Genomic DNA, 19887 nt, shown 5'->3' on the forward strand with positions numbered 1-19887 from the left:
CATGGACCACTACATCGACCTGAAGCTGCTACCCGATCCGGAGTTCGCGGCCACGCAGTTGATGAGCGCGCTGGTGTCCAAACTGCACCGGGGTCTGCATGACCTGAGGCGCGATGACGTGGGGATCAGCTTTCCCGACGTCGAGACTGCACGGCATCACCTGGGCAGCCGCTTGCGCTTGCACGGTAATCGGGAGGCGTTGAGCCAGTTACTGGCGCTGAACTGGCTGACGGGTATGCGGGACCATGTGCAACTGAGCGAACTGGCTGCTGTACCGGCGCAGGTGCGTTACCGGCAGGTCAGTCGCGTGCAGGTGGACAGCAACCCGGAACGCTTGCGCCGGCGCCTGATCAAGCGCCATGGCATCAGCGAGCAAGAGGCCCGCGAGCGCATTCCGGACAGCGCGGCCAAGCGCTGCAACTTGCCCTTCGTCAACCTGCGCAGCAACGGCACCGGACAGGCATTTGCGCTGTTCATTCGCCACGGCGCCATTGTGGAAACCGCCAAGGCGGGCACCTTCAACGGCTACGGCCTGAGCAGTACCGCCACCATCCCCTGGTTCTGACCCTCTGGACCCTCTTTTTTGAGCAAGGCAGGCCCCTTCGTAAAATCAAGGACTTACGAAGGGGTCAAAAAAGAGGGGTAAGGACCCATTTCTCGGGTATTTGTCTTTGCAGACAGGACCTTACCGGGAAAAGCGTCTAGTTCACTGCCGTGTAGGCAGCTTAGAAAATTCCTTACGAGAGAGCGTCAGTTTGTTGGTCGTTCACTGCCGTGTAGGCAGCTTAGAAAAGGCGCTGCGCGCGAAGGACCCGGACGGTTACGTTCACTGCCGTGTAGGCAGCTTAGAAATGGCCGAAGTCGCAAAGGCCGGGGTGCGGCTGGTTCACTGCCGTGTAGGCAGCTTAGAAATGTCGAGGTAAGCAATGGCCACTTGGCGCGAGGTTCACTGCCGTGTAGGCAGCTTAGAAAATAATCACTTCGAACCCCCCTGGGCATGAAAAGTTCACTGCCGTGTAGGCAGCTTAGAAACCGAGCACCTTGCCAAGCGCACCCAGGCCCGCGTTCACTGCCGTGTAGGCAGCTTAGAAAAAGTCGGCAGCCAATCGGGAAAGTTGATCCTGGTTCACTGCCGTGTAGGCAGCTTAGAAAGATCAAAAACACCACCTGCGCACCGCGGCTATGTTCACTGCCGTGTAGGCAGCTTAGAAAATGACGTAGATCAGCAAGTCCCAAGCCTCGTTGTTCACTGCCGTGTAGGCAGCTTAGAAATCGTTGTCGATGTCACCGGCACGGGCGTAGGTGTTCACTGCCGTGTAGGCAGCTTAGAAAAGAACAGCAAGTGCGCGGAGTGTGGCGGGAACGTTCACTGCCGTGTAGGCAGCTTAGAAAAGTCGCTGATGCGGCAGATCAACCCGCCGGCGGTTCACTGCCGTGTAGGCAGCTTAGAAATCAAGGGGCGAAAGCTGAGAGCGATGCCGATTGTTCACTGCCGTGTAGGCAGCTTAGAAATGCGGGTCATTCTGACCGTCGTCGCGGGCGGGGTTCACTGCCGTGTAGGCAGCTTAGAAATTCCGCACCGAACAGCAGGCACGCGCCGTAGCGTTCACTGCCGTGTAGGCAGCTTAGAAAATGAATCCCTGTTCGAGCCCTGAATCTGTGATGTTCACTGCCGTGTAGGCAGCTTAGAAAGTGCTGCAGCGTTGCGACCTTCTCGAAGCCGGGTTCACTGCCGTGTAGGCAGCTCAGAAAATGCGCCGCAAGGTGTAAGGGAGCGCTTTGCCGTTCACTGCCGCGTAGGCAGCTCAGAAAATTACGGCCACATTCCAACATTTGCTACCCGAGTTCACTGCCGTATAGGCAGCTCAGAAAACTCAGCAAGCCCACCAATGTGGCGGGCATGCGTTCACTGCCGTGTAGGTAGCTCAGAAATTGGCACCCATCCCGGCGCGCTTCTTGAGTCGGTTCACTGCCGTATAGGCAGCTAAGAAAACGAATCCCACCGCCTGTACAGGGATCCCTTGGTTTACTGCCGCACAGGCAGCTCAGAAAAACATGCCCGACAAACCCGATATTCCCGACTCTACGTTACCGGCTGTGTGAGCAGTCGGAACTGACCTTCAATGCTATCGAACGCATTGATCAACTCTCTGGCATAAATGCTTCTAGCTGGTCACTGCCAATCTCGATGAGGCGGCCTTGCTCCAGGCTCATCAGTCCTGCGGAGATGGCACGGTGCAAAGCTTCGACCTTGGCTAACTCTTCGCCCGGGCTGAGCAAGGTGTCCAGCAGATTGAGGCCCGACTCACCGCCGCCAGGCGCATCAGTTATTGCGAGCAGCAGCCCGGTGCCGGTGTTGGCGGCCGTGATGTTCCAGTGGTTGTCGATGACGATCGCTGGCGCCGGGTTGTGTGCCAGCAGGATATGACCGATTGCGTCGTGCACCATGTCCAGCGCTGGCGCATCGAGCGCGGAGGCCTCGTAGCGGGGCGCATATCCGGCGGCGAGAAAGACTTCGTTGCCCAGGTCCGCCCAGATCCTATGATTAATACGTTTTTTATGAGTAATTCAAGATCAGTCATCCGAGGCCGGCTTGATGCCTATGTGTTGTTAGTCCACAAACACTCGAACCTTGACCTAAGCCTGTATCTGAAGCACGGGCTCAATATCCGCCAGTACCCATGATCGTTCGAAATAAGGTTCGAGTGGGCCGAAGAGGCGAAAGTAGGTGTACCAGGACTTGGCCGGTGTCGTCGGAATCCAGTTTCTTTCATAGCCGGCCGGCGCAGTAGGGCCAAGGATGATGTCTATGGACCCATCGGGGTTCTTGAGCAGGTCCTGGCGTGAAGAACGATCGGCGATCTCCCGGGTGTTTCCAATCAGGCCGCGCGTCCGAGTGTCGTACAGCGTGACGGACCAGAACAGTTTTGCCGGGACGTGCGCCGGTACCCGCAGGCGATAGGTTCTGCCGCCGTCGAACGCTGCTCCTGATTTGTCCTGATAAGCGGCGAGGTACGCGGAGCCCACCCCTGGCGTTTGGGTGAGGACTGCGGCCGATGTCCCGGTGACTTCGTAAAAGAATGCCGTCCGTTCCTCCAGCAGCGCTCCTGTGGGCCCGTCTTGCTCATTGTCGTAATGGGGGGCGATGAGGTACTCCCAGCGAGTGTCCTCTCGATAGTGGATACCGGCCAGGCGCTTGCTGAAAGCTGTCACCTTGGCCATGGCCTCGCCCATCGATGCGGCTTTTTCCAGGATAAGCCGCTGGCGTTCGTCCGGCGCAAAGACGCGGTTCATTTCGATACCCAGAGGTCTGAGCATGGCCGCGAAGAAGCGGTCGCGTTCCTCCACGGGCTCGTCCCGCAGCGCGTTCGTCAGTCTGGACCAGTAAGCAATGCCGCCAGGATGGGCCATGCTGGTGAGTTCGCCTTCAGGCTTGAAACGCAGCAGGCGTGCGGACTGCGGCACCTGGCCGCTGTTGCAGAAGGCCACTTTCGTGGTTGAGAACACCGTCGCCACCTTGTCGGGGTCGGTATCCAGACCACGGCAGAACATCATTACCTTGCAGGTGCGTGAGTGCAGGATATGTGCGTCGGCAGGAACGGCAGCGGGAGCAACATGGCCCGGCCCGACCAGGACATACACCGCGCCGTTGCCAGCATCCGGGCCGGTCATGCCGACATCGGTCAGTGGGCGATCCCACCAGTCAATCAGCGAGCCCGCCGTGGCGCCGGGCGGGTAATGAAGCATCATCGGCCCGTGGGACAGATCGAAGTAGGCGAAGACATAGGGGGTTGTGACGTTCGAGCCCAGCATCACGCTGACCTCACGATAACCATGGACGAGCACAAGATCACCGCTCTGGGCGTCTGCATTGTCGACGAGCATTTGACGCGCGCTCTCCATGCCGACGATGGGCACGCTCCACAGGTAGCACTGGGTGGCCCGTTGGAAATCCATCTCGTCGTACAGGTGCTCAACGGCATCGGGTGTCGGCATGTCGAGGTTGAATGTCATAAACTCATCTCGAGTCTTCAGATGGTCTTCGATGTGGGTTGCATGCTCGGCGCCCATCGTGGTTCTGATGGCGCTCAGGACAGCCAAGCCAGCCGTCATTTTTAACGCGTCTCTTCTGTTGATCGACATTACCCAATCTCTATTTTTCAAACTGGATAAAATCCTAGCATTGGCCTGTTGCCACCCTTGTGGCAACAGTGTCGATAACCCGTGTCATCGCGGGTTCATGTTCAGCGCAGTCATCGCGTATAAGGAGTGTCATGCGTCGAGCAGATCGTTTATTTCAGGTCATCCAGATATTGCGCAGGCGAGGAACGGTAACGGCTGCGGGCATCGCCGAAGAGCTTGAGGTGTCGCGCCGAACCGTCTATCGGGATATCCAGGACATGATGGCCAATGGTGTGCCTATCGTGGGCGAAGCCGGCATCGGTTTCGCGTTGCGCGCTGGGTATGATTTGCCGCCGTTGATGTTCAACGAGCAGGAGCTGGAAGCGTTGGTGCTGGGCGCTCGAATTCTCCAATCCTGTGCGGACCCGCAATTGGGAAGGGCTGCGGACGACGTGATCGCCAAGATACGCGCAGTATTGCCACAGAAGTTGCGGCCGCATATCGACGCGCTGTCGTTGTGGGCGCCTGGCGATCCTCAACAGGAATCGATTTCCATCGACCGTGCGGCGCTGAGAGCGGCCATTCGATACCAGCGCAAGATCAACTTCGCTTACATCGATCTGCAAGACGTCGCTTCTGTTCGCACCGTTCGCCCGCTCATCATGGCCTTCTATGGTCCCGTTTGGCTGTTGGCGGCCTGGTGTGAAATGAGGGACGCATTCAGGGTGTTCCGCCTGGATCGCATGACCGAGATGTCAGTGCTCGATGAGCCATTCCGACAAGAGCGCGGAAAAACGGCGGCCGACTTCCTCAAGCAAGACGCCGGGTACAAGCATCAGTGAGGCCACAGGGAGGCACCGTCATGTCCAGTTCTCGCCAATATCTGAATTTTGTCCTGGAACAACTGGAGCCTCTGGGCTCGGTGGCCAGCAAGCGCATGTTTGGATGCATGGGCATTTACCTGAACGGCCTGATGTTCGCACTCATTGATGGCGACGACGGTGTGTATGTCAAATCCGACGCCGACAGCGTAGGCTTTTTCGAGGCCGCGCAGTGTTATCCCTTTACCTATCGGTCACGCGGTCGCGAGGTGGCTTTGTCGTATTGGTCCATTCCCCATAGTGCGCTGGATGACCGCGATGAGCTGCTGCTGTGGGCGCGGCGTGGCGTGGAGGCTGCGGTCCGTGCCTCACAGAAAGGTCGCCTTTCAGGCAACTGATACGCCTGCCGTCAACTACGCTCCACTCGACAGGACGCCCCGGGGCGTCACCATGGACGTTGTTGGGGAGGGAGTTCAATGTGCAGTTGGGGGCTTAACGAAGTCAGGGTCGCGGTGCTGGACGTCATTGATACCTACGCCAATGACCTTTGCACGTGTGCTCCGGCGCAGGGTGGCACTCTCCTGTACCCGGGCTCGGGCGCTGACATCGCCAACGCATTGTTGTCCTCAGCCAGCCGGATCGACACTTTTGTCTTTGTGGACAATTGGCAAGGTGGCGGTGGTGTCGAGGTCGCGTTTGAGAAAATTGCTGAAGCCTTGCGCAAAGCCATCCCTGATGATGCTACTCCCGAACCGCTTGCCGCTGAGGATGTGCGGGCGTTCGCAACCCAGATCAATATCGCCTCTGCCTGTCCGATGCTGGCCTTCCAGTTCATGTTCAAGGGCAGGGCCAGGCGGCTGCTGTTCTTGCGCACCTCGTTGGAACGCTTCTTTACCGACAATGGCGGCTTTCGATGCCATGTGGTTTTCGTCAAGGACCTGGGCGGAACCACCTCCACGGTCTCCTGCGAGATGGCGCTACCGTGCCTGCATCTGCACGGACTGTTCGTGACCAACGAAACCATTCTGCACATTCAACTGTATGGTCTCAGACGACTGGTCAGTCTGGTCGGGGTCGGGTATGGGGATACGGTCGTGGCGCATAAAGTGCGCGATTTGGATGTGGGTATTCTTCAGGGCGTGAGTGAATTCGCTGATCAACTCAAGCGCGCCGCCGATGCGTTTTTTGCGGAGTATGAGGACACCTATGACTTTCTTTCCCTGAATTATGGGGCGGTTCAGCCTCATGAGGTCAAGATCCTTGCCGACGGTATGGCACGAATAAGACCCCTGCTGACACCCTACGGGTTGACACCTGACGAGCAGTTCGAGATCTGCAAGAGCGTGCTCCAGGCCGGCACCTGGGTGCCTCAATGGGATCATGACATTCCCGCCTACCTGGCTGCGTGGCAGTTACAGCATATGCAGGCGCACACGGCCATGCTCCTGAACCGACCACGCCCACCTGGACGCCCTCGTACGATCAAGCCGAGTTTTCACTAGGTCGTCTCCCATTGTAGAACGCGGTGAGACAGTTTCCTTGCTCACGGATAGACCGGGGGAGGGGCGCGATTACCGGCTGCTCGGCGCCAGGGCGCGCCCAGCGTTGGGCGATAAGCAAAACGGGAAGCCAGGCCTCCCGTTCGTGTGCAGTATTTTGTCAGCCGTTGGCGCTGACGCTCAACTCATTGAGCATCGCATCCATTCTCAGCTGTGCCAGCTCAATCAGGTGCACCACACCCATCGCCACCTTGCGATTTGGACCGGTCTGGTTGTCGGTGTTTTCATAGGCCGTGGCCGCTGCCGATTGCAGAATCGAGTAGACGTCGAGCAGGGTGGTTTCTCGGTTCCTGGGCAGAGGCAAATCCTCAAGCAGCACGGTGACAGGGGCGGGGTTCGAACCTGTCCGGGGGCCGAGGACGTAGTGAGACAAGATGGGCCGTATAGTGGCACGATGTTGTAGCGGGCGATGGGCTCATTGTCCTAGCTGCTGATGACGTCCTGTTCAAGCTGACGCAGGTAACTATGCACTGGCACAACGTAAGCCGTCGCACATCCTTACCGCCTTTGTCTGTCTCAGGCCCCTTCAATCCAATTCGTTTGATGTATTGCTGATGCTGCTAGGGTTTGGTGAGCAGGTAATAGGAGTGGAACTCGTCGTTGGGGTTTGATCATCTGAGAGTAGGCGTTTGGAAAGCTTGACTGCTGTAAGCTGCCAAAATATGAATAGTACGCATAGGCCGAAGCATATAAGTCCTGCCAACCCCATCAGCGCTCCAATTTTCTTCTGTGAGTCTATGGCTTCGGTTAAGTACTCATCAGCGAATCCTAAAACCAAGCCACATATTACGTCTTTGTCCCAGCTATTTTCAATTGGTGTAGAATCTTGGAGATACCGACAGTCGCCCTGCTGGATTTTCCAGGGATTCCCTCGCAGCAGAGCCGGGAAATCGTATCGCGGGCTAAAAGCCTCATTCTTGCCGACCCAGAATTCTGTCCCGGTTGCGGTGACGGTCAGCAAGGCGTAACCAGGCTTTTGAATAAATACACTCATCGAAATAAGATATAATCCAATCAATATGAAGCAGCTTCGAGAAAGCCAGAGTTGTGCTCTGCCTGGAAGGTCGAATTTCAGTTGATTGGCTTTGAAGTACCAGCCTGCGTGACGTAGCTCTGCAAACTCAAAATCGTTGTCGTGTAGCCACTCATGTAATCTTGATTTGGCTTTCACTGAGTTCAGTCGAAAACCCGTTTTTAGGTTAAATTTGTTGAGGTTTAGATAATCATCTGCGACTTTCTGATCTTTCGGGTTTGTATATTTTCCTTCCAGCCCGAGCCATTTCAGTATCTGATGAAAAATGAAAAAAATGATCTCGTTCGATAGTAAACGATAGATACGACCACTAGGCCGCAGACTATGGGCCATAGCTTATAAAGCACATCGAGCAAATGCATGGCAGCGGTGAAAGTTTGGTCGGTCAAGGTGGAGTAGCTCTGAGAGGAAGAAGGCTAGCATCCTACAGTCCCTGATTAACTACGTCATTTAGAGCAATAACCTTGTTCTCTGCCTTGTATGTCCCGCGAGTTCAGGTCATCGCCAAACGCTACGAGCGTGGCAGCGTGGTGTTGACCAGCAACTTGCCGTTCAGCCAGCGGACAACGACGTTTGCCGATGACTCGACCCTGACCGCAGCGCGGCTGGATCGGTTTCTGCACCAGGGGGTGCGAACAAAAAACGGAGACTGCCGATTGATGTTGCACCTAGAGGGCTTGAGCCAAGCCGAATGCTCTCGTAGGGTTGGGTCGAGATGCTTCCAGCCAATGAAAACCCCGCGTGTGGGCGGGGTAGGGTGAGCAACGATCGAGATGTCTAGTTGACGGCCAGCGGGACGTTGAGCAGGTCAGTTGTATGGGCCGGTTGCAGCATGTCACCGCTGGCTGGCGGGTTGAACGCCGCCATGCTGTTGACCAATAGCTGCGTTTGCTGCTCCAGAGCCGGGTCGACCGTACTGGTAGTCGGCTTTTCAGAAACCGCCGAAGCTGGTTTGCTGTAGCGGAAATAGACATCCGCGATCTCCTGGGTTTCACCTGATTCCAAGGTGTATTCGGAGATCCACTTGATGGTGTTGCCGCTCTTGTCAGGTCGATAGACGCTCTCAACCTTATCGAGTGAGATTGACTTGATACCTGCCTCCTGCAAGCTCATCAATTCGTCTGCGTCGGACACGGTGTTCTGGTTCTTGTCTTGCCAGACCAGCAATTTGTCATATAACGCATCGGCTGAATCGATGCGTCCGTCACCGTTGGAGTCGAGTCGGCGCAGCGCAGTGAAACCATCTTCCATCGGCCCGCCGAACAGCTCACTTCCATCGTCAATGATACCGTTGCCATTGCGGTCAAGGGCCAGGAACCCGCTATTGCGGTCCAGCCAACCATGGTAAGCGCCTTTTTCTCCCGGGATAAACTCGAAGCCTTTGATGCCATCGAATATCGAGCGGGTTTCGATGCCTTTGCCACTGAGGTCAAACGCCAGCGGCGTCAATTCGGCAAAAGCCTCGTCAGCAGTCTGCGCCGCTTCCACGGCCTTGTTGGAGATCGCGGAGGCTTGACCGCCCAGCGCCTCGTTGGCCCGGCCGAAATTGCTGTTGATGAAAGCCTCCATGCTGTTGGCCGAGTCGATCAGGCGGGTCATTTTTTCATTAAAAGCGCTTTGCCAACTGGCGCCCGAAAGATCAAGGCCACCGCTGTTAAAGGCATAGTCCTGAAGTGCGCCGTAGCCTCCGTCCCAGCCGAGCATGCCGTTGCCGTCGCGATAGAGGAAACCATTGCCGGGCTTGACCAGGCTGGACAACGAGAAGTTGAATTCGTTGATTTCCTTTTGCATTTGCTCGAGGAAGCCGCGCTCCAGGCCTCGCTCATAGTTGTTGAGGAACTGCTGCGTGTCAGCCTCGAGCGGATAGCCGTCATACACACCGTTAACGTAAGTAGGGTCAAGTACCAGTGCGTCTGGATATTGGCCGGCGACGAAGGTTTCTGGCAACTCAATCACGCCAGAAGGGAGCTGAGAGGACAACGTTTGTGCCGCGTCCTTGGCCCAACCATAAGCGCCTTCAAGCAACGTACCGCCGACATAGGCCGCTCCCAAGAAAGCAGCCCCCAGCGCCAGTGTCCCCATGATAGGGAAGGCGGAGGCCAGTGCACCGACTGCCAGAGCACGAGTCACACTGCCGATAATGAAGCTGTCCAGCGCGGCGATACCACCAGCACCGCCTAGCATGCCCGCGGCAACTTCAGCGGCGCTGTCGAGCATTTTCAGGAAGTCATCTGAAGTGGCTTCAAGCTTCGCCATATCGGATAACACAGAGCTGATGTCACCCGAATGAGAGAGTGCTTCACCCAGTAGTTTCGCTTTCGCGTTCGGGCTGTTTTCCAGGGCTTTCCCCAGCGCGCCCATGAGGTCCGAGATTGACTTGGCTTGTTCGATTTGGTCGGGTGTGAAGCTCACGGTGTACTCCTTGTACTCATCCATGCGCAGGATGGTGCGCGCTCGTGATACGAAATTCGTCACGACGTCTCAGATGCCAAGCCAGATCCTCTGCAGATGCAGTCAGCGTCGGAAGGAACAGCGGCGAAAAGCGTGCATATATGCCAAGATGATGGCATATTGTCAATAATGATTATCGTTACGGAGGCGCGAGAGGGTTTTGTTGGCGTGGTCTAATACGGCGCAATTACTGTGGGCCAGGAGCTACGCTGGTGATTGAAAATTACAGCACAAGGGATTCAGGGATGGCAGTGAAAGCATTGGTGTACGGTTGGGGCACCTACCTGGTTGTGTCGTGGTTGACCAGCCTTGGCATTTTTTACAGTGATATTGCACTCAGCAGCGATCTACATCGCTGGCTGCCTGTGATCGCGCGGGCCGAAGACTATTTCATCGCGCAGGGTCAACTCGATTTCCTGAAGAAAACCGCCTGGATTTATGAAAAGGATCTCGTGCTGCTGGCACTTATGCTGATCTGGGGAGGGCTGTTTTGTCGGTTCTCGCTACGCATGAGCTTTCTTGGTTTCTTCAGGGTGGACAACTACAAGAAAAGCTACCTTGGGCTGCTCATGGTACTGGGGGCTGCCTATGTGATCAGCGCCGCTATCCTGGGGCCGGATATCGAGCAATCCACTCGAGGTGTTTTCAGCAACAAGCTGTACCGCTTCAGTGTCCTGTTTGGGGCGTTCCACCACACGCTGCTGCTGCCCACGCTGTTGCCATTGGTGGCTGTGAGCATCTCCGGCTTCCTTGAGCCCCTCAAGGCACCTACGGCTGCGTTGCGTCACTGAAGCATTCTGCGCACCCACCAAACAGCTCCAGGGCGCACCCGAAACAGCCCAGTCATAACGCCGGGCTGCGAGTGAGGATTTGTAGAGCGTTCAGCAAAACGGGAAGCGAGGCTTCCCGTTTGTGCTTCTGGCGCATCAACCTCTGACGCGGGCTTCCTGCATATCCAGCACTGAATCTATCTTCTGCTGCGCCAACTCGATCAGGTGCACCACACCCATCGCGACCTTGCGATTCGTGCCGGTCTGGTTGTCGGCGTTTTCATAGGCCGTGGCTGCCGCGGACTGCAGAATCGAGTAGACGTCGAGCAGGATGGTTTCCCGATCCCTGGGCAGAGGCAAGTCCTCCAGCAGCACGGTGACAGGGAGGGACTTCGAACCTGCCTTGGGTCCAAGGTCATAGTTGGACAACGCCAGCTCTCTGCTGAAGAATCCGTCTCTTATCGAGAAAAGTCCTATGGATGCTTTTACTGGCCGCCTGCAAAGCTGAATCGTGCGTCGGCTGACTGGGCCGTGCCGAGCGCGAAAACTCAACTGCGAGGTCATAAGCATGGTTGCTGAAGCAAGGAAGAAAGGACTCATCTACCGTTTGGGCTATGGGGTTGGTTGGCTTTCTCGTCGTTATTTCAGGTACGAGAAAGCGCTTCTGGGATGGATGACGAGGAAAGGCATGCCCGCTGTTTTTGCGGGCATGCTGGGGTGGTGTGTGAGGCTGGGATTGATAGGTGGTTTTTTGTATCTGGTGTTCTGGGTGGCGGTTATTGCGATGGGGCTGTTTTTTTTGACGATTCTTCCATCAGGCAATTCAGACTCTGAAGAAGAGATGGCTTTTCCTGATAGCAGGAAACTGAATCCTGATCCTTATTCGCCGGAGAATATGAATAATCCAGCTTTCTATCATGATCTCTGAGGGGGGGCATTTACTTTTTGAGCTGGCCCTTCAGCTTACTAGTTACTAAGTTTGCCCCTTTGCCTCCATGTTGCTGAGCGCTGTTGGTTCCTTCAGTTAGTCCTTGGATAATTGCTGCAGTGCGAATCCCAGCCCAGGTCAATGCTGTCATCCAAAACGTTGGCAGAATGATGAACAGCGCCCCCATCACAAAATTCAACAACATATCAGCCTGTGTGTTGTTCATCCCGAGCAACAGGTTCAGGTTCGAGTGCGGCGAGTCCCATCCATAAAGCGCATCGAGAATGGTGGTGTCGAGCCAGCGGGCAAGCTGAAACCAGAAGTCCACAAAGATGATCGCGAACTGCACCACTGAAACGGTGATGGTTGCCTTCAAGTCGTAGGTGCTGAACATCAGCACCAGGGGAATGCAGATCACCAGCGCCATCTTCAGCGCCGCTGTCACCATCGGCAACGCCTGGCGCATGACATCCATGGCTGGAAAGTAGGCCGCTGTACCCACGGTGAGGCCGACAGCCCCCGTCACGCGGCTCACGTCGTTGAACATCGAGCCGCCGACCTGTCCGCCATAATCGCTGTAGGCCCGGCCCTGTGTCATGGTCTGGCTGCTCGGCGAGACGATCTGCCGAACGATCGCGTCGTTCACTTCCTCCTGGCTGACAAAGTTTGCCCATCGCGCGAAGCGCTCGATCAGGCTGCTTTCCACCTCGGCCAGCAAGCGCGAGCGCAGCCCTTTGTCCCCATCGTTCCACCACTGATTGCAGGTCGGGTACCCACCACCGTTTGCCACCTGGGCCAGGCCCATGTCCCGATCAGGATCGTAGGGCCATTCGCTCCGCGGCGACCTGGAGTGATAGGTGTCGTAGTACCCGGACTGCTCCCTGAAGTACCTGGAGCCGATCCAGTTGATGTCGTGGGTTTGCTCCAGGCTCAGGGTCGGGCGATTCATGAACAGTTTCGCCCGCGAGTAGCCGTAGCAATCGTTGGTGAAATCCGCGACTTCCTGACCCAGCAAGGGATCGTGCAGGCGGGTGTTGTACACCTGCATGCGCATCTGCCGTAGATCGGTCCCACAGGGGATGGCGGCCACGGCGGCGCCGGTCACGGCCTTGGACATCGAGTGCACGAAGAACCACCAGACCGGCACCAGCGCCGTTTGACCATTCAGTGTGGTGAAGGATCGTCCCCAGCCAGTGTCCTGGGGAATAGGCTGAAGAACCTGGCATTGTTCCGAGCGACTTTGATCGAACTGCAGGGTGCCGAGATCCAGGTGGATGAAGGGAATCCCGGCGAACATGATCACCGCCGTCGCCAGCCATAGACGGGTTTCGATGCTGGCGCTGGCCGCCAGCACACTGTTGCCATCGGGTCCTTTCTCACGTCCCTTGAACCACTCCTGAAGCACGATGACCATAAACGGCAGTGCGAACAGGCCGGAGTCCGTGAGCACCTCCCAGATTCCGTTGCCGACCAGCCAACCCACCAGCGTCAGGTAATACTCCAGGTAATCATTGGCGTAGAGCGTCATGTCAGGCTCCCCAGCGCGCATACGCCCGCAGCAGTTCCATGAGCAGCAACAGCAGGGCCAGGCCCTTGGCGGATCGTACAACCCCCTGGGTAAGTGCCGGTCGGTCGACCGGCAGCCGTTTTCTGAAGCGCAGGCAGCCCCAGATCAGCAGGCTGTACAACAGGGCTCTCCAGGTCACGAAATACCAGTAGGTGTCCTCTCTCCAGGCCTGCCAGGCGGGTAGTCCCTGCATGATGTGGATACCGCCGATGTTGAACGCAGCAGCAATGAAGATGACCAGCGAGGTGACCGCAATCGGCCCCGTAGGCAGTCGTTTGGAGCCTCGTGGGGCGGTGCTTTCATCGGGATAATGATTGAGGCGGGGGGGATCATGGCGAGAGAAGTGCATGGTGAGGCTCCTGAGAGAGAAGCCTCGAATCCTCCTCAAGACGTCGCGGGATCACAGCCGGAAAACTGATATGCAAAGGGAGCTTTTGCTTATGGTGATTGCGCAATAGTTGGTTCAGCTTCTGCGCTGACCCAGCCTGCCGGCCGAGCGCCGATCCGCCCGGCCTCTGGAGAAAACCCTGAGGGCGCCGATAGCCTCTCGTCCAGATCGACCGAGCCACTGATTCATGAACCTCACCGACGCTGTCCTCATCCTGCTACTGGCCGCTCGTATCCACGGTACGGACGAAGCCGTGCGGGCCTCCGCCAAGAGCTGCGTGAAGAAACTGCCCCGGGCCAAGCGCGATCTGATCTATAACGTGATCAACAGTCGCAGTCCCATGGAGCTGGTAGCCTTTCTGGCTGAAAATCTCAGTGACTGAACTGTTCTACGGTACAGAGGAAAGTCCAACCAACGGAATAAAAAGAGAGGGACCATGACCATTTTTAACGTGAACTTCGCTGTCGACGACATGGAAGGCCGGACTGTATTGGTCTTCCTCAAGCCGCAACAACCGCAGCGCGACTACCAGATTCATGCTTGGCAGGTACTGGAGGGCGCGCCGGGCGCTACCGAATCGTTCAACTACGAGGCGATCATCGAAACCGATGTGACTACATTCGGCGGAAGGGATGACAAGAGGATTGTCTCGGAGCGCCGGGTTATGACTCCTGGCGCGCTGTTGCAAGCGATCAGTCCGAACGGACTGTCGCCGCTTTTGCAACCGGCCCCGACCTCGCTGGCGATGGAGAAATTGACCCCCCAGCAGTGCGGGGTAATCAACAAGACCAACCCCTACTTCCAGTTTGACTGCAACTGGTACGTCAACGGAAGCCCGGTGGTGACCATGCCCAAGGTGGATGTGATGATGACAGTGAGCTTCGAATACTTGCCGAACTTCTACTTCATGGTGGCGACACCACCGAGGGTTGGGCAGACCTATATCATGCAGAACTTCTCTGATACGACCCAGTACGTCCTACCCATCACCGCCACGGAGGTGGATGTCATCCTGACCCGGGAGAATGGCCTGTGGCGTTTTGACTTCCTGGCCAAATGATCCTGGCGCACGGCGGCGCTTGGTTGCTGCCGTGCGTTTCTTCGAGGGCACGGGAAAAAGAGGCTGCGTCAGCATTTTCTGCGAGATGCCGGGCAGGTCCCGCTTCCACTGCAAGGTGCGCAGGGAGGGATCGGCATAGAGCCTGGTCGTGCAGGGCGGCCTTGCGTACCCCCTGCGGTAATAGCCTCAACCGGCAGTCGTGTGGGGACGATGCAGGCGCTGGTCCTTTCGGTCGAGCGACACCAGCCAGGCCAATGGCAACTGGGCAATGATCACTGTCACGACGCCCGCCCAAGGGGTATGGGCGATTTGCCCGTGATCGACCAGGGCACTACCGCTGGTTTCTCCCAGGGCAATGCCCAGGTTGAAGGCCGAAATGTTCAGTGCCGAGGCGAAGGCCACCGCCTGCGGGGTGTAGCGTTCGGCGGTCGCCAGCATGCCGGCCTGGGCCGCAGGGGAGAGGCCGAACGCCAACGCCCCCCAAAAAAAGAGCATGACCACCGTTGGCAACTGATAGGGCAGGAGCAGCGCAAGCGCGGCCAGCACCAGTGTCAGCAGCATGAAGATCGTTCGCAGCGCCGCTTGCCAACCCATCGAACTGGCGAGTCGCCCCCCGGCGAGATTGCCCGCCAGGGTCGCCAGGCCGAAGACGATCAACAGGAGGCTGGCGCTCGCGCTGGAGAAGCCACTGATGCCTGTGAGGAGGGGCGTAATGAAGGTGAAGGCGGCAAAGCTTGAGCCGAAACCCAGTACTGTCACGGCCATCATTGCCAGAATCGCCGGATGCCTGAGTGCCGCCCATTGAGCGCTCGCTTTGCCCGACGATGGCGTCGGTGCAGGGGGGAGCCACCGGGCGGTCGCCATCCAGGCCAATGCGGCCAACAGCGCCACCGCATAAAACGGCAACCGCCAGCCCAGCGCATTGCCCAGGAAGCTGCCAATCGGTACACCGATGACCATCGCCAGTGTCAGGCCGGCGAACATCACCGCGATGGCTTTGCTGGCCTGCCCCTTCGGTGCCAGGCTGGCGGCAACGGTGGCGCCGATGGCGAAAAAACTGCCATGGGCGAGCGCGGTGATGAGGCGTCCAGCCAGTAACGAGGGGTAATCGGTGGAGAGCGCAGCCATCAGGTTCCCGCCCAGAAACACGGCCACCAGGGTCAGCAGTACCGGCTTGCGCGGCAGGCGGGCCAGAGCCAGGACGGTGAGGGGTGTACCGAGCGCCAGCGCCAAGGCATACAGCCCCACCAGGCTTCCAGCGCGCGCCAGGGGAATGTCCAGGTCAGAGGCGATCGCCGGGAGAATGCCGACGACAATGAACTCGGCCATGCCAATGGCGAAGGCCGTCACCGCCAGCGCCAGCACGCCTGGATGAATACGTGGCGTGGTTCGGTTCATGGACGACCTGCCGCCTGCAGGGCGATCCACTGATCGGCCTCAACGGTGGCTCCCGCAACGCCCACGGCACCGATGACCTTGCCGTGCTCATCGCACAGCACCACGCCGCCACCGAAGCTGATCAGCCCGCCATTCGTGGCCTCCAGCGAGTAAATGGCGCCACCGGGTTGTGCTTCGGCACCGAGTTGGGCGCTGTCGGTACGAAACAATGCCGCGGTGCGCGCTTTCTTGAGCGAGACATCGATGGCGCCGGGCAACGCCTCATCCATGCGGATAAAGTGACGTAGAAGCCCGGCATCGTCCACGACGCTGATGCAGACGGCGAAACCTTGATCGCTCGCCAATGATTTTGCACGATTGATGACTTGCTGGGACAGTTGCTCAAACATTCGCAAATTCCTTTGAATCAAACGACAGAATCCAGATGATCCCGGCGATTGCTTTTCAAGGGAACACGGCCACACCCACTGGCGGCTAAAGTTTGAGCATGTCGAACATTTTCCTCATGGCGAGGGTCGCCAGCTTGCGCAGCTCTGCTTCGGGCAAGCGTGGCGCAGGGGCGGCGACACCCAGTGCCGCGACTACGCGACCTTGCAAGCGCAAGGGCAGCGCCACGCAGTTCAAGCCTGGCTCGGCCTCTTCGAGATCGAGCGCGTAACCCTCGCGGACGATGCCGCCCAACTCGGTCTCCAGTTCCGCGGGCAGCAGATCCGATCGGCGCAGGCTGCGGCGCAGGTCCTCGTCGAACGCCAGGAATACCTTGCCGATGGCCGAAGTGGTGAGTCCCGCGCGACGCCCTCGTGGACTGGCGACGCGCAAGGTACCGCTGCCCTCCAGGGCATCCATATACAGGTACTCGCGCGTACCGCAGGGCACCGCCAGAAAACACGTTTCGCCACTGAGTTCGGCCAGCGCACGCAATGCGGGGGCAAAGGTTTCACGCAGCATCGCATCCGTGTCGTTCAACGGCTGGGCGATCTCACGCAAGCGCAACCCCAGGGCGTAGTGGGTGCCGCGGCGGGAAATGTAGCCCATGGCGGCCAGGGTATTGAGCAAACCGTGCAAGGTGCTCTTGTGCAAACCGGATTGCATCGCAAGGTCCACCAACCGGATTTCGCCCCCTGCCGCCGCGAGGGTTTCAAGGATCATCATCGCGCGCTCGACGGACTGTATGCCTTTGTTCTCGTTAATCATGTGAGGAAGGTTCGTTGAAATAAGGCCGTAGCGAAGGCCAGCAAACCGCCGAAGCGTTTGGTGGCTTTGGTTTTTTACGGGTGAAATGATTGCATCGTTTAGTTTTGTTAATCGATCGTCAGCGATTTTATATCAATTGATTGATGTGTGGGGTCGCTGAATAATCGGAGGGGCAATGCAGTCAGTACGTTGAAACGTTGTGCCAGTGAAGTTGATAAAACATTCTATTGAACAATGTCAATTGTTCAAGGGGGTTATTTGTCTTCAAGTCAAGAGAGTACTTTATGAGCAGGTACTTGAATGTATGGCGGACGCGACAAACAGACTTACTGCGTGATTAGAATAATGATAAGGGTAAGTTGGATGATAGCCACTCAATCAGGTTTCATGAACGCGCTGAATACGACTCGCTTGGAAAGCCTGCTATCTGCCTTTGGCGGTTGGCTCAGGGCGATTGTTTTTGTCGTTGTGCTTGCGATTTTCTCAGTGTCTGTATCTGCTACGGAAAGGGTCGTGCGGGTGTACGGGTGGGCGGAATACATCGGTCTGAAGACCCTGAAGGATTTTGAAGCGCAAACCGGGATCCGGGTCCAGTACGACGTCTTCGACAGTGCCGATATTCTAGAGGCAAAGCTGCTGGCCGGACGCAGTGGCTATGATGTCGTGGTTCCCGGCATCGCCATGCTGGACCGCTTGTTGAAAGCAAACGCACTTCAGCCCAGCGGCCTGCAACAGATGGATCGATTGAGTGAACTTGATCCTGTGCTGCTGTCACAACTGGCGGCGCTGGACAAAGGCAATGTCTACGCGGTCCCCTATACCTGGGGCACCACAGGCCTGGCGATCAACCGCAAGGAAATCGAGAAGCGTATTGCCGATGCCCCCCTGGACAGTTTTGATCTGCTGTTCAAGCCACAGTTCGCGAGCAAACTGAAGGACTGCGGCATTTCGATCCTCGACGCTCCCCAGGAAGTGATCAGTATCGCCTTGAACTATCTGGGAAAACCGCCACATAGCCAGGCCCCGGCAGACCTGAAGGCTGTCCAGCTACTACTGGATCAGCTACGACCATCGGTCCGCTACATTGGCTCGGGTACCCAACCCAGTGATCTGGCCAACGGCGATCTGTGTGTGGCGCTTACCTACAGCGGTGATGCCGTCCTGGCCGAGGCCATGGCTGAAGGCGCAAAGTCATCCGCCAGGGTGGAGTACGTCTCTCCCAAAGAAGGTACGCTCACCTGGATTGATACATTGGCCATCCCGGTCGATGCACCGCATCCCGAAGAGGCCAAACTCTTTATCGAGTTCATTACGCGCGCGCAATCACTTGCAGAACTCACGAACAACTTCTTCTTTGCCAACGCCAACACTGCCGCGACCCGGTATGTCGACAAGAACATCGCTGAAAACCTGGCCATCTATCCCTTGGCCGCCGTGCGCGACAAGCTCTTTGCGGAGGAGCCGATGACGTTACGACTCATGCGTGAGCGCACTCGGATCTGGTCCTCGTTCCGGACCCAGCGTTGACGGGAAAGAGAAAAGGCGCTGTTGATCGACATCAGAGTGTGCCGTCTGGACCCAGGGTCAACCGGCCGGGGGCTGGGTCCGACTGGCTGTCCGTGCTTTCAGCGGTTGGGATTTGCCGCGTACAGGCACACCATCTCCATCGCGATCGCCGCCCCGGCCAGCGCGGTGATCTCGGCGTGATCGTAGGGAGGCGCTACCTCGACGATATCCATGCCGATCAGGTTGATGCCTTGCAACCCACGCAGAATTTCGAAGGCCTGGTGCGTGGAAAGACCGCCACAGACCGGAGTACCTGTTCCCGGTGCAAACGCCGGGTCCAGGCAATCGATATCGAAGGTCAGGTAGACGGGGTGATTTCCAACGCGCGCGCAGATGGCGGTGGCAATCTCAGAGGGCGACAGCGTGTGTACCTGGCGCGCATTGATGACTTGGAACCCCATCGGTTCATCGTTGCTGACACGAAGTCCGATCTGCGTGGAACGGGAGGGATCAACCAGCCCTTCGCGCACCGCGTGGTAGAACATCGAGCCGTGATCGATACGCTTGTTGACGCCGTCTGACTCGGTGTCGTGATGCGCATCAAAATGGATCAGGGACAACGGCCCGTGCCTGGCCGCATGGGCTTGCAAAAGCGGGTAGGTGATGAAGTGGTCTCCACCCAACGTCAGCATGCCCGCACCCGCGGCGAGGATATGCTCCGCGTGGGCCCTGATGTCTTCCGGTGTGTCTTGCGGGGTGCCGTAGTCAAAATCGCAATCGCCATAGTCGATACAGGCCAGGACATCGAAAGGATCGACTTTCCAGGGCCAATGGCGCGCCCATGCAGACTGGACCGAGGCCTGGCGAATTGCACGGGGGCCAAACCGACTGCCTGGCCGATTACTCGTGGCGGTATCGAAGGGAACGCCGGAGACGACGAGGTCGACGCCGGACAAGTCTTTGCTGTAACGGCGCCGCATGAAGCTGGTGATACCGCCGAATGTACTTTCCGCGTGGGTTCCATAGAGGTCTGCGCGGGTGATGGCCTGATCAATGACGGGGTGTTCCATGGACGTACCTTCCTGAGGGG

At 57.6% G+C, this 19887-nt stretch carries 20 protein-coding genes, 2 pseudogenes and 1 CRISPR repeat array; of the genes and pseudogenes, 10 read left to right on the plus strand and 12 right to left on the minus strand.

Going from position 1 to position 19887, the window contains the following annotated elements:
* Nucleotide 1: 1 nt before the first annotated feature.
* Nucleotides 2-565 (plus strand): type I-F CRISPR-associated endoribonuclease Cas6/Csy4, encoded by a 564-nt coding sequence (gene cas6f, locus ACL9RJ_RS00855; RefSeq protein ID WP_422764742.1) that lies wholly within the window; start codon nucleotides 2-4, stop codon nucleotides 563-565.
* A 139-nt stretch (nucleotides 566-704) separates the two neighbouring features.
* Nucleotides 705-2052: direct repeats of the CRISPR family, unit length 28 nt; unit sequence GTTCACTGCCGTGTAGGCAGCTTAGAAA.
* A 213-nt stretch (nucleotides 2053-2265) separates the two neighbouring features.
* Here cas6f and ACL9RJ_RS00860 read toward each other — a convergent pair.
* Both ACL9RJ_RS00860 and ACL9RJ_RS00865 read right to left on the minus strand, forming a co-directional pair.
* A pseudogene (locus ACL9RJ_RS00860) lies at nucleotides 2266-2520 on the minus strand (transcriptional regulator); the annotation flags it as partial.
* Nucleotides 2521-2637: 117 nt separating this feature from the next.
* On the minus strand, nucleotides 2638-4143 hold the full coding sequence (locus tag ACL9RJ_RS00865; protein ID WP_212809527.1) for a DUF1214 domain-containing protein: 1506 nt from the start codon (nucleotides 4141-4143) through the stop codon (nucleotides 2638-2640).
* Nucleotides 4144-4274: 131 nt separating this feature from the next.
* On the opposite strand from ACL9RJ_RS00865, the gene ACL9RJ_RS00870 reads away from it, so the two are divergent.
* The 3 genes from ACL9RJ_RS00870 to ACL9RJ_RS00880 all read left to right on the plus strand — a co-directional run bounded on the left by ACL9RJ_RS00870 (nucleotide 4275) and on the right by ACL9RJ_RS00880 (nucleotide 6445).
* On the plus strand, nucleotides 4275-4964 hold the full coding sequence (locus ACL9RJ_RS00870; RefSeq protein WP_212809525.1) for a helix-turn-helix transcriptional regulator: 690 nt from the start codon (nucleotides 4275-4277) through the stop codon (nucleotides 4962-4964).
* Nucleotides 4965-4984: 20 nt separating this feature from the next.
* A complete protein-coding gene (locus ACL9RJ_RS00875; RefSeq protein ID WP_422764743.1) occupies nucleotides 4985-5341 on the plus strand; it encodes a TfoX/Sxy family protein in 357 nt (118 codons plus the stop codon).
* Between the two features lie 114 nt (nucleotides 5342-5455).
* On the plus strand, nucleotides 5456-6445 hold the full coding sequence (locus tag ACL9RJ_RS00880) for a hypothetical protein (protein WP_422764744.1): 990 nt from the start codon (nucleotides 5456-5458) through the stop codon (nucleotides 6443-6445).
* 157 nt (nucleotides 6446-6602) lie between these two features.
* On the opposite strand, the gene ACL9RJ_RS00885 is transcribed toward ACL9RJ_RS00880, so the two are convergent.
* Nucleotides 6603-6875 (minus strand): DUF6124 family protein, encoded by a 273-nt coding sequence (locus ACL9RJ_RS00885; protein WP_422764745.1) that lies wholly within the window; start codon nucleotides 6873-6875, stop codon nucleotides 6603-6605.
* 153 nt (nucleotides 6876-7028) lie between these two features.
* Nucleotides 7029-7868, minus strand: a complete 840-nt coding sequence (locus ACL9RJ_RS00890) for a DUF6216 family protein (protein WP_422764746.1) — start codon at nucleotides 7866-7868, stop codon at nucleotides 7029-7031.
* Nucleotides 7869-8032: 164 nt separating this feature from the next.
* Here ACL9RJ_RS00890 and ACL9RJ_RS00895 point away from each other — a divergent pair.
* Nucleotides 8033-8296: pseudogene (locus tag ACL9RJ_RS00895) on the plus strand (ATP-binding protein); the annotation flags it as partial.
* A 16-nt stretch (nucleotides 8297-8312) separates the two neighbouring features.
* Here ACL9RJ_RS00895 and ACL9RJ_RS00900 read toward each other — a convergent pair.
* On the minus strand, nucleotides 8313-9947 hold the full coding sequence (locus ACL9RJ_RS00900) for a hypothetical protein (RefSeq protein WP_212809519.1): 1635 nt from the start codon (nucleotides 9945-9947) through the stop codon (nucleotides 8313-8315).
* Nucleotides 9948-10198: 251 nt separating this feature from the next.
* Here ACL9RJ_RS00900 and ACL9RJ_RS00905 point away from each other — a divergent pair, with 251 nt between their 5' ends.
* Entirely contained in the window at nucleotides 10199-10777 is a 579-nt protein-coding gene (locus ACL9RJ_RS00905) for a hypothetical protein (protein WP_212809517.1), read from the plus strand.
* Nucleotides 10778-10912: 135 nt separating this feature from the next.
* Here the strand turns inward: ACL9RJ_RS00905 and ACL9RJ_RS00910 are convergent, their stop codons facing one another.
* A complete protein-coding gene (locus ACL9RJ_RS00910) occupies nucleotides 10913-11185 on the minus strand; it encodes a DUF6124 family protein (protein WP_244861732.1) in 273 nt (90 codons plus the stop codon).
* A 139-nt stretch (nucleotides 11186-11324) separates the two neighbouring features.
* Here ACL9RJ_RS00910 and ACL9RJ_RS00915 point away from each other — a divergent pair, with 139 nt between their 5' ends.
* A complete protein-coding gene (locus tag ACL9RJ_RS00915) occupies nucleotides 11325-11684 on the plus strand; it encodes a DUF3742 family protein (RefSeq protein WP_083875455.1) in 360 nt (119 codons plus the stop codon).
* A 10-nt stretch (nucleotides 11685-11694) separates the two neighbouring features.
* On the opposite strand, the gene ACL9RJ_RS00920 is transcribed toward ACL9RJ_RS00915, so the two are convergent.
* Both ACL9RJ_RS00920 and ACL9RJ_RS00925 read right to left on the minus strand, forming a co-directional pair.
* Complete coding sequence (locus ACL9RJ_RS00920) at nucleotides 11695-13212, minus strand: conjugal transfer protein TraG N-terminal domain-containing protein (RefSeq protein ID WP_017128650.1); 1518 nt, start codon at nucleotides 13210-13212, stop codon at nucleotides 11695-11697.
* A 1-nt stretch (nucleotide 13213) separates the two neighbouring features.
* The gene (locus tag ACL9RJ_RS00925; protein WP_422764747.1) at nucleotides 13214-13600 is read right to left on the minus strand and encodes a hypothetical protein; all 387 of its coding nucleotides are present in this window, start codon (nucleotides 13598-13600) and stop codon (nucleotides 13214-13216) included.
* A gap of 226 nt (nucleotides 13601-13826) precedes the next feature.
* Here ACL9RJ_RS00925 and ACL9RJ_RS00930 point away from each other — a divergent pair, with 226 nt between their 5' ends.
* Together ACL9RJ_RS00930 and ACL9RJ_RS00935 are read left to right on the plus strand one after the other, a co-directional pair.
* The gene (locus ACL9RJ_RS00930; RefSeq protein WP_422764748.1) at nucleotides 13827-14021 is read left to right on the plus strand and encodes a hypothetical protein; all 195 of its coding nucleotides are present in this window, start codon (nucleotides 13827-13829) and stop codon (nucleotides 14019-14021) included.
* A 54-nt stretch (nucleotides 14022-14075) separates the two neighbouring features.
* A complete protein-coding gene (locus ACL9RJ_RS00935) occupies nucleotides 14076-14699 on the plus strand; it encodes a hypothetical protein (RefSeq protein WP_212809509.1) in 624 nt (207 codons plus the stop codon).
* A 186-nt stretch (nucleotides 14700-14885) separates the two neighbouring features.
* Here the strand turns inward: ACL9RJ_RS00935 and ACL9RJ_RS00940 are convergent, their stop codons facing one another.
* The 3 genes from ACL9RJ_RS00940 to ACL9RJ_RS00950 form a co-directional block, all read right to left on the minus strand.
* Complete coding sequence (locus ACL9RJ_RS00940; RefSeq protein WP_422764749.1) at nucleotides 14886-16097, minus strand: MFS transporter; 1212 nt, start codon at nucleotides 16095-16097, stop codon at nucleotides 14886-14888.
* The gene (locus ACL9RJ_RS00945) at nucleotides 16094-16486 is read right to left on the minus strand and encodes a GlcG/HbpS family heme-binding protein (protein ID WP_422764750.1); all 393 of its coding nucleotides are present in this window, start codon (nucleotides 16484-16486) and stop codon (nucleotides 16094-16096) included. Before ACL9RJ_RS00945 ends, ACL9RJ_RS00940 begins: the two co-directional genes overlap by 4 nt.
* Nucleotides 16487-16571: 85 nt before the next feature.
* Complete coding sequence (locus tag ACL9RJ_RS00950; RefSeq protein WP_422764751.1) at nucleotides 16572-17291, minus strand: IclR family transcriptional regulator; 720 nt, start codon at nucleotides 17289-17291, stop codon at nucleotides 16572-16574.
* A 387-nt stretch (nucleotides 17292-17678) separates the two neighbouring features.
* On the opposite strand from ACL9RJ_RS00950, the gene ACL9RJ_RS00955 reads away from it, so the two are divergent.
* The gene (locus ACL9RJ_RS00955) at nucleotides 17679-18818 is read left to right on the plus strand and encodes an extracellular solute-binding protein (protein ID WP_422764752.1); all 1140 of its coding nucleotides are present in this window, start codon (nucleotides 17679-17681) and stop codon (nucleotides 18816-18818) included.
* 98 nt (nucleotides 18819-18916) lie between these two features.
* On the opposite strand, the gene speB is transcribed toward ACL9RJ_RS00955, so the two are convergent.
* Nucleotides 18917-19867, minus strand: a complete 951-nt coding sequence (speB, locus tag ACL9RJ_RS00960) for an agmatinase (protein ID WP_177118000.1) — start codon at nucleotides 19865-19867, stop codon at nucleotides 18917-18919.
* Nucleotides 19868-19887 lie beyond the last annotated feature (20 nt).

Origin of the sequence: Pseudomonas sp. Mn2068, assembly GCF_049319725.1 — a bacterium.
Taxonomy (GTDB): Bacteria; Pseudomonadota; Gammaproteobacteria; order Pseudomonadales; family Pseudomonadaceae; genus Aquipseudomonas; species Aquipseudomonas gingeri.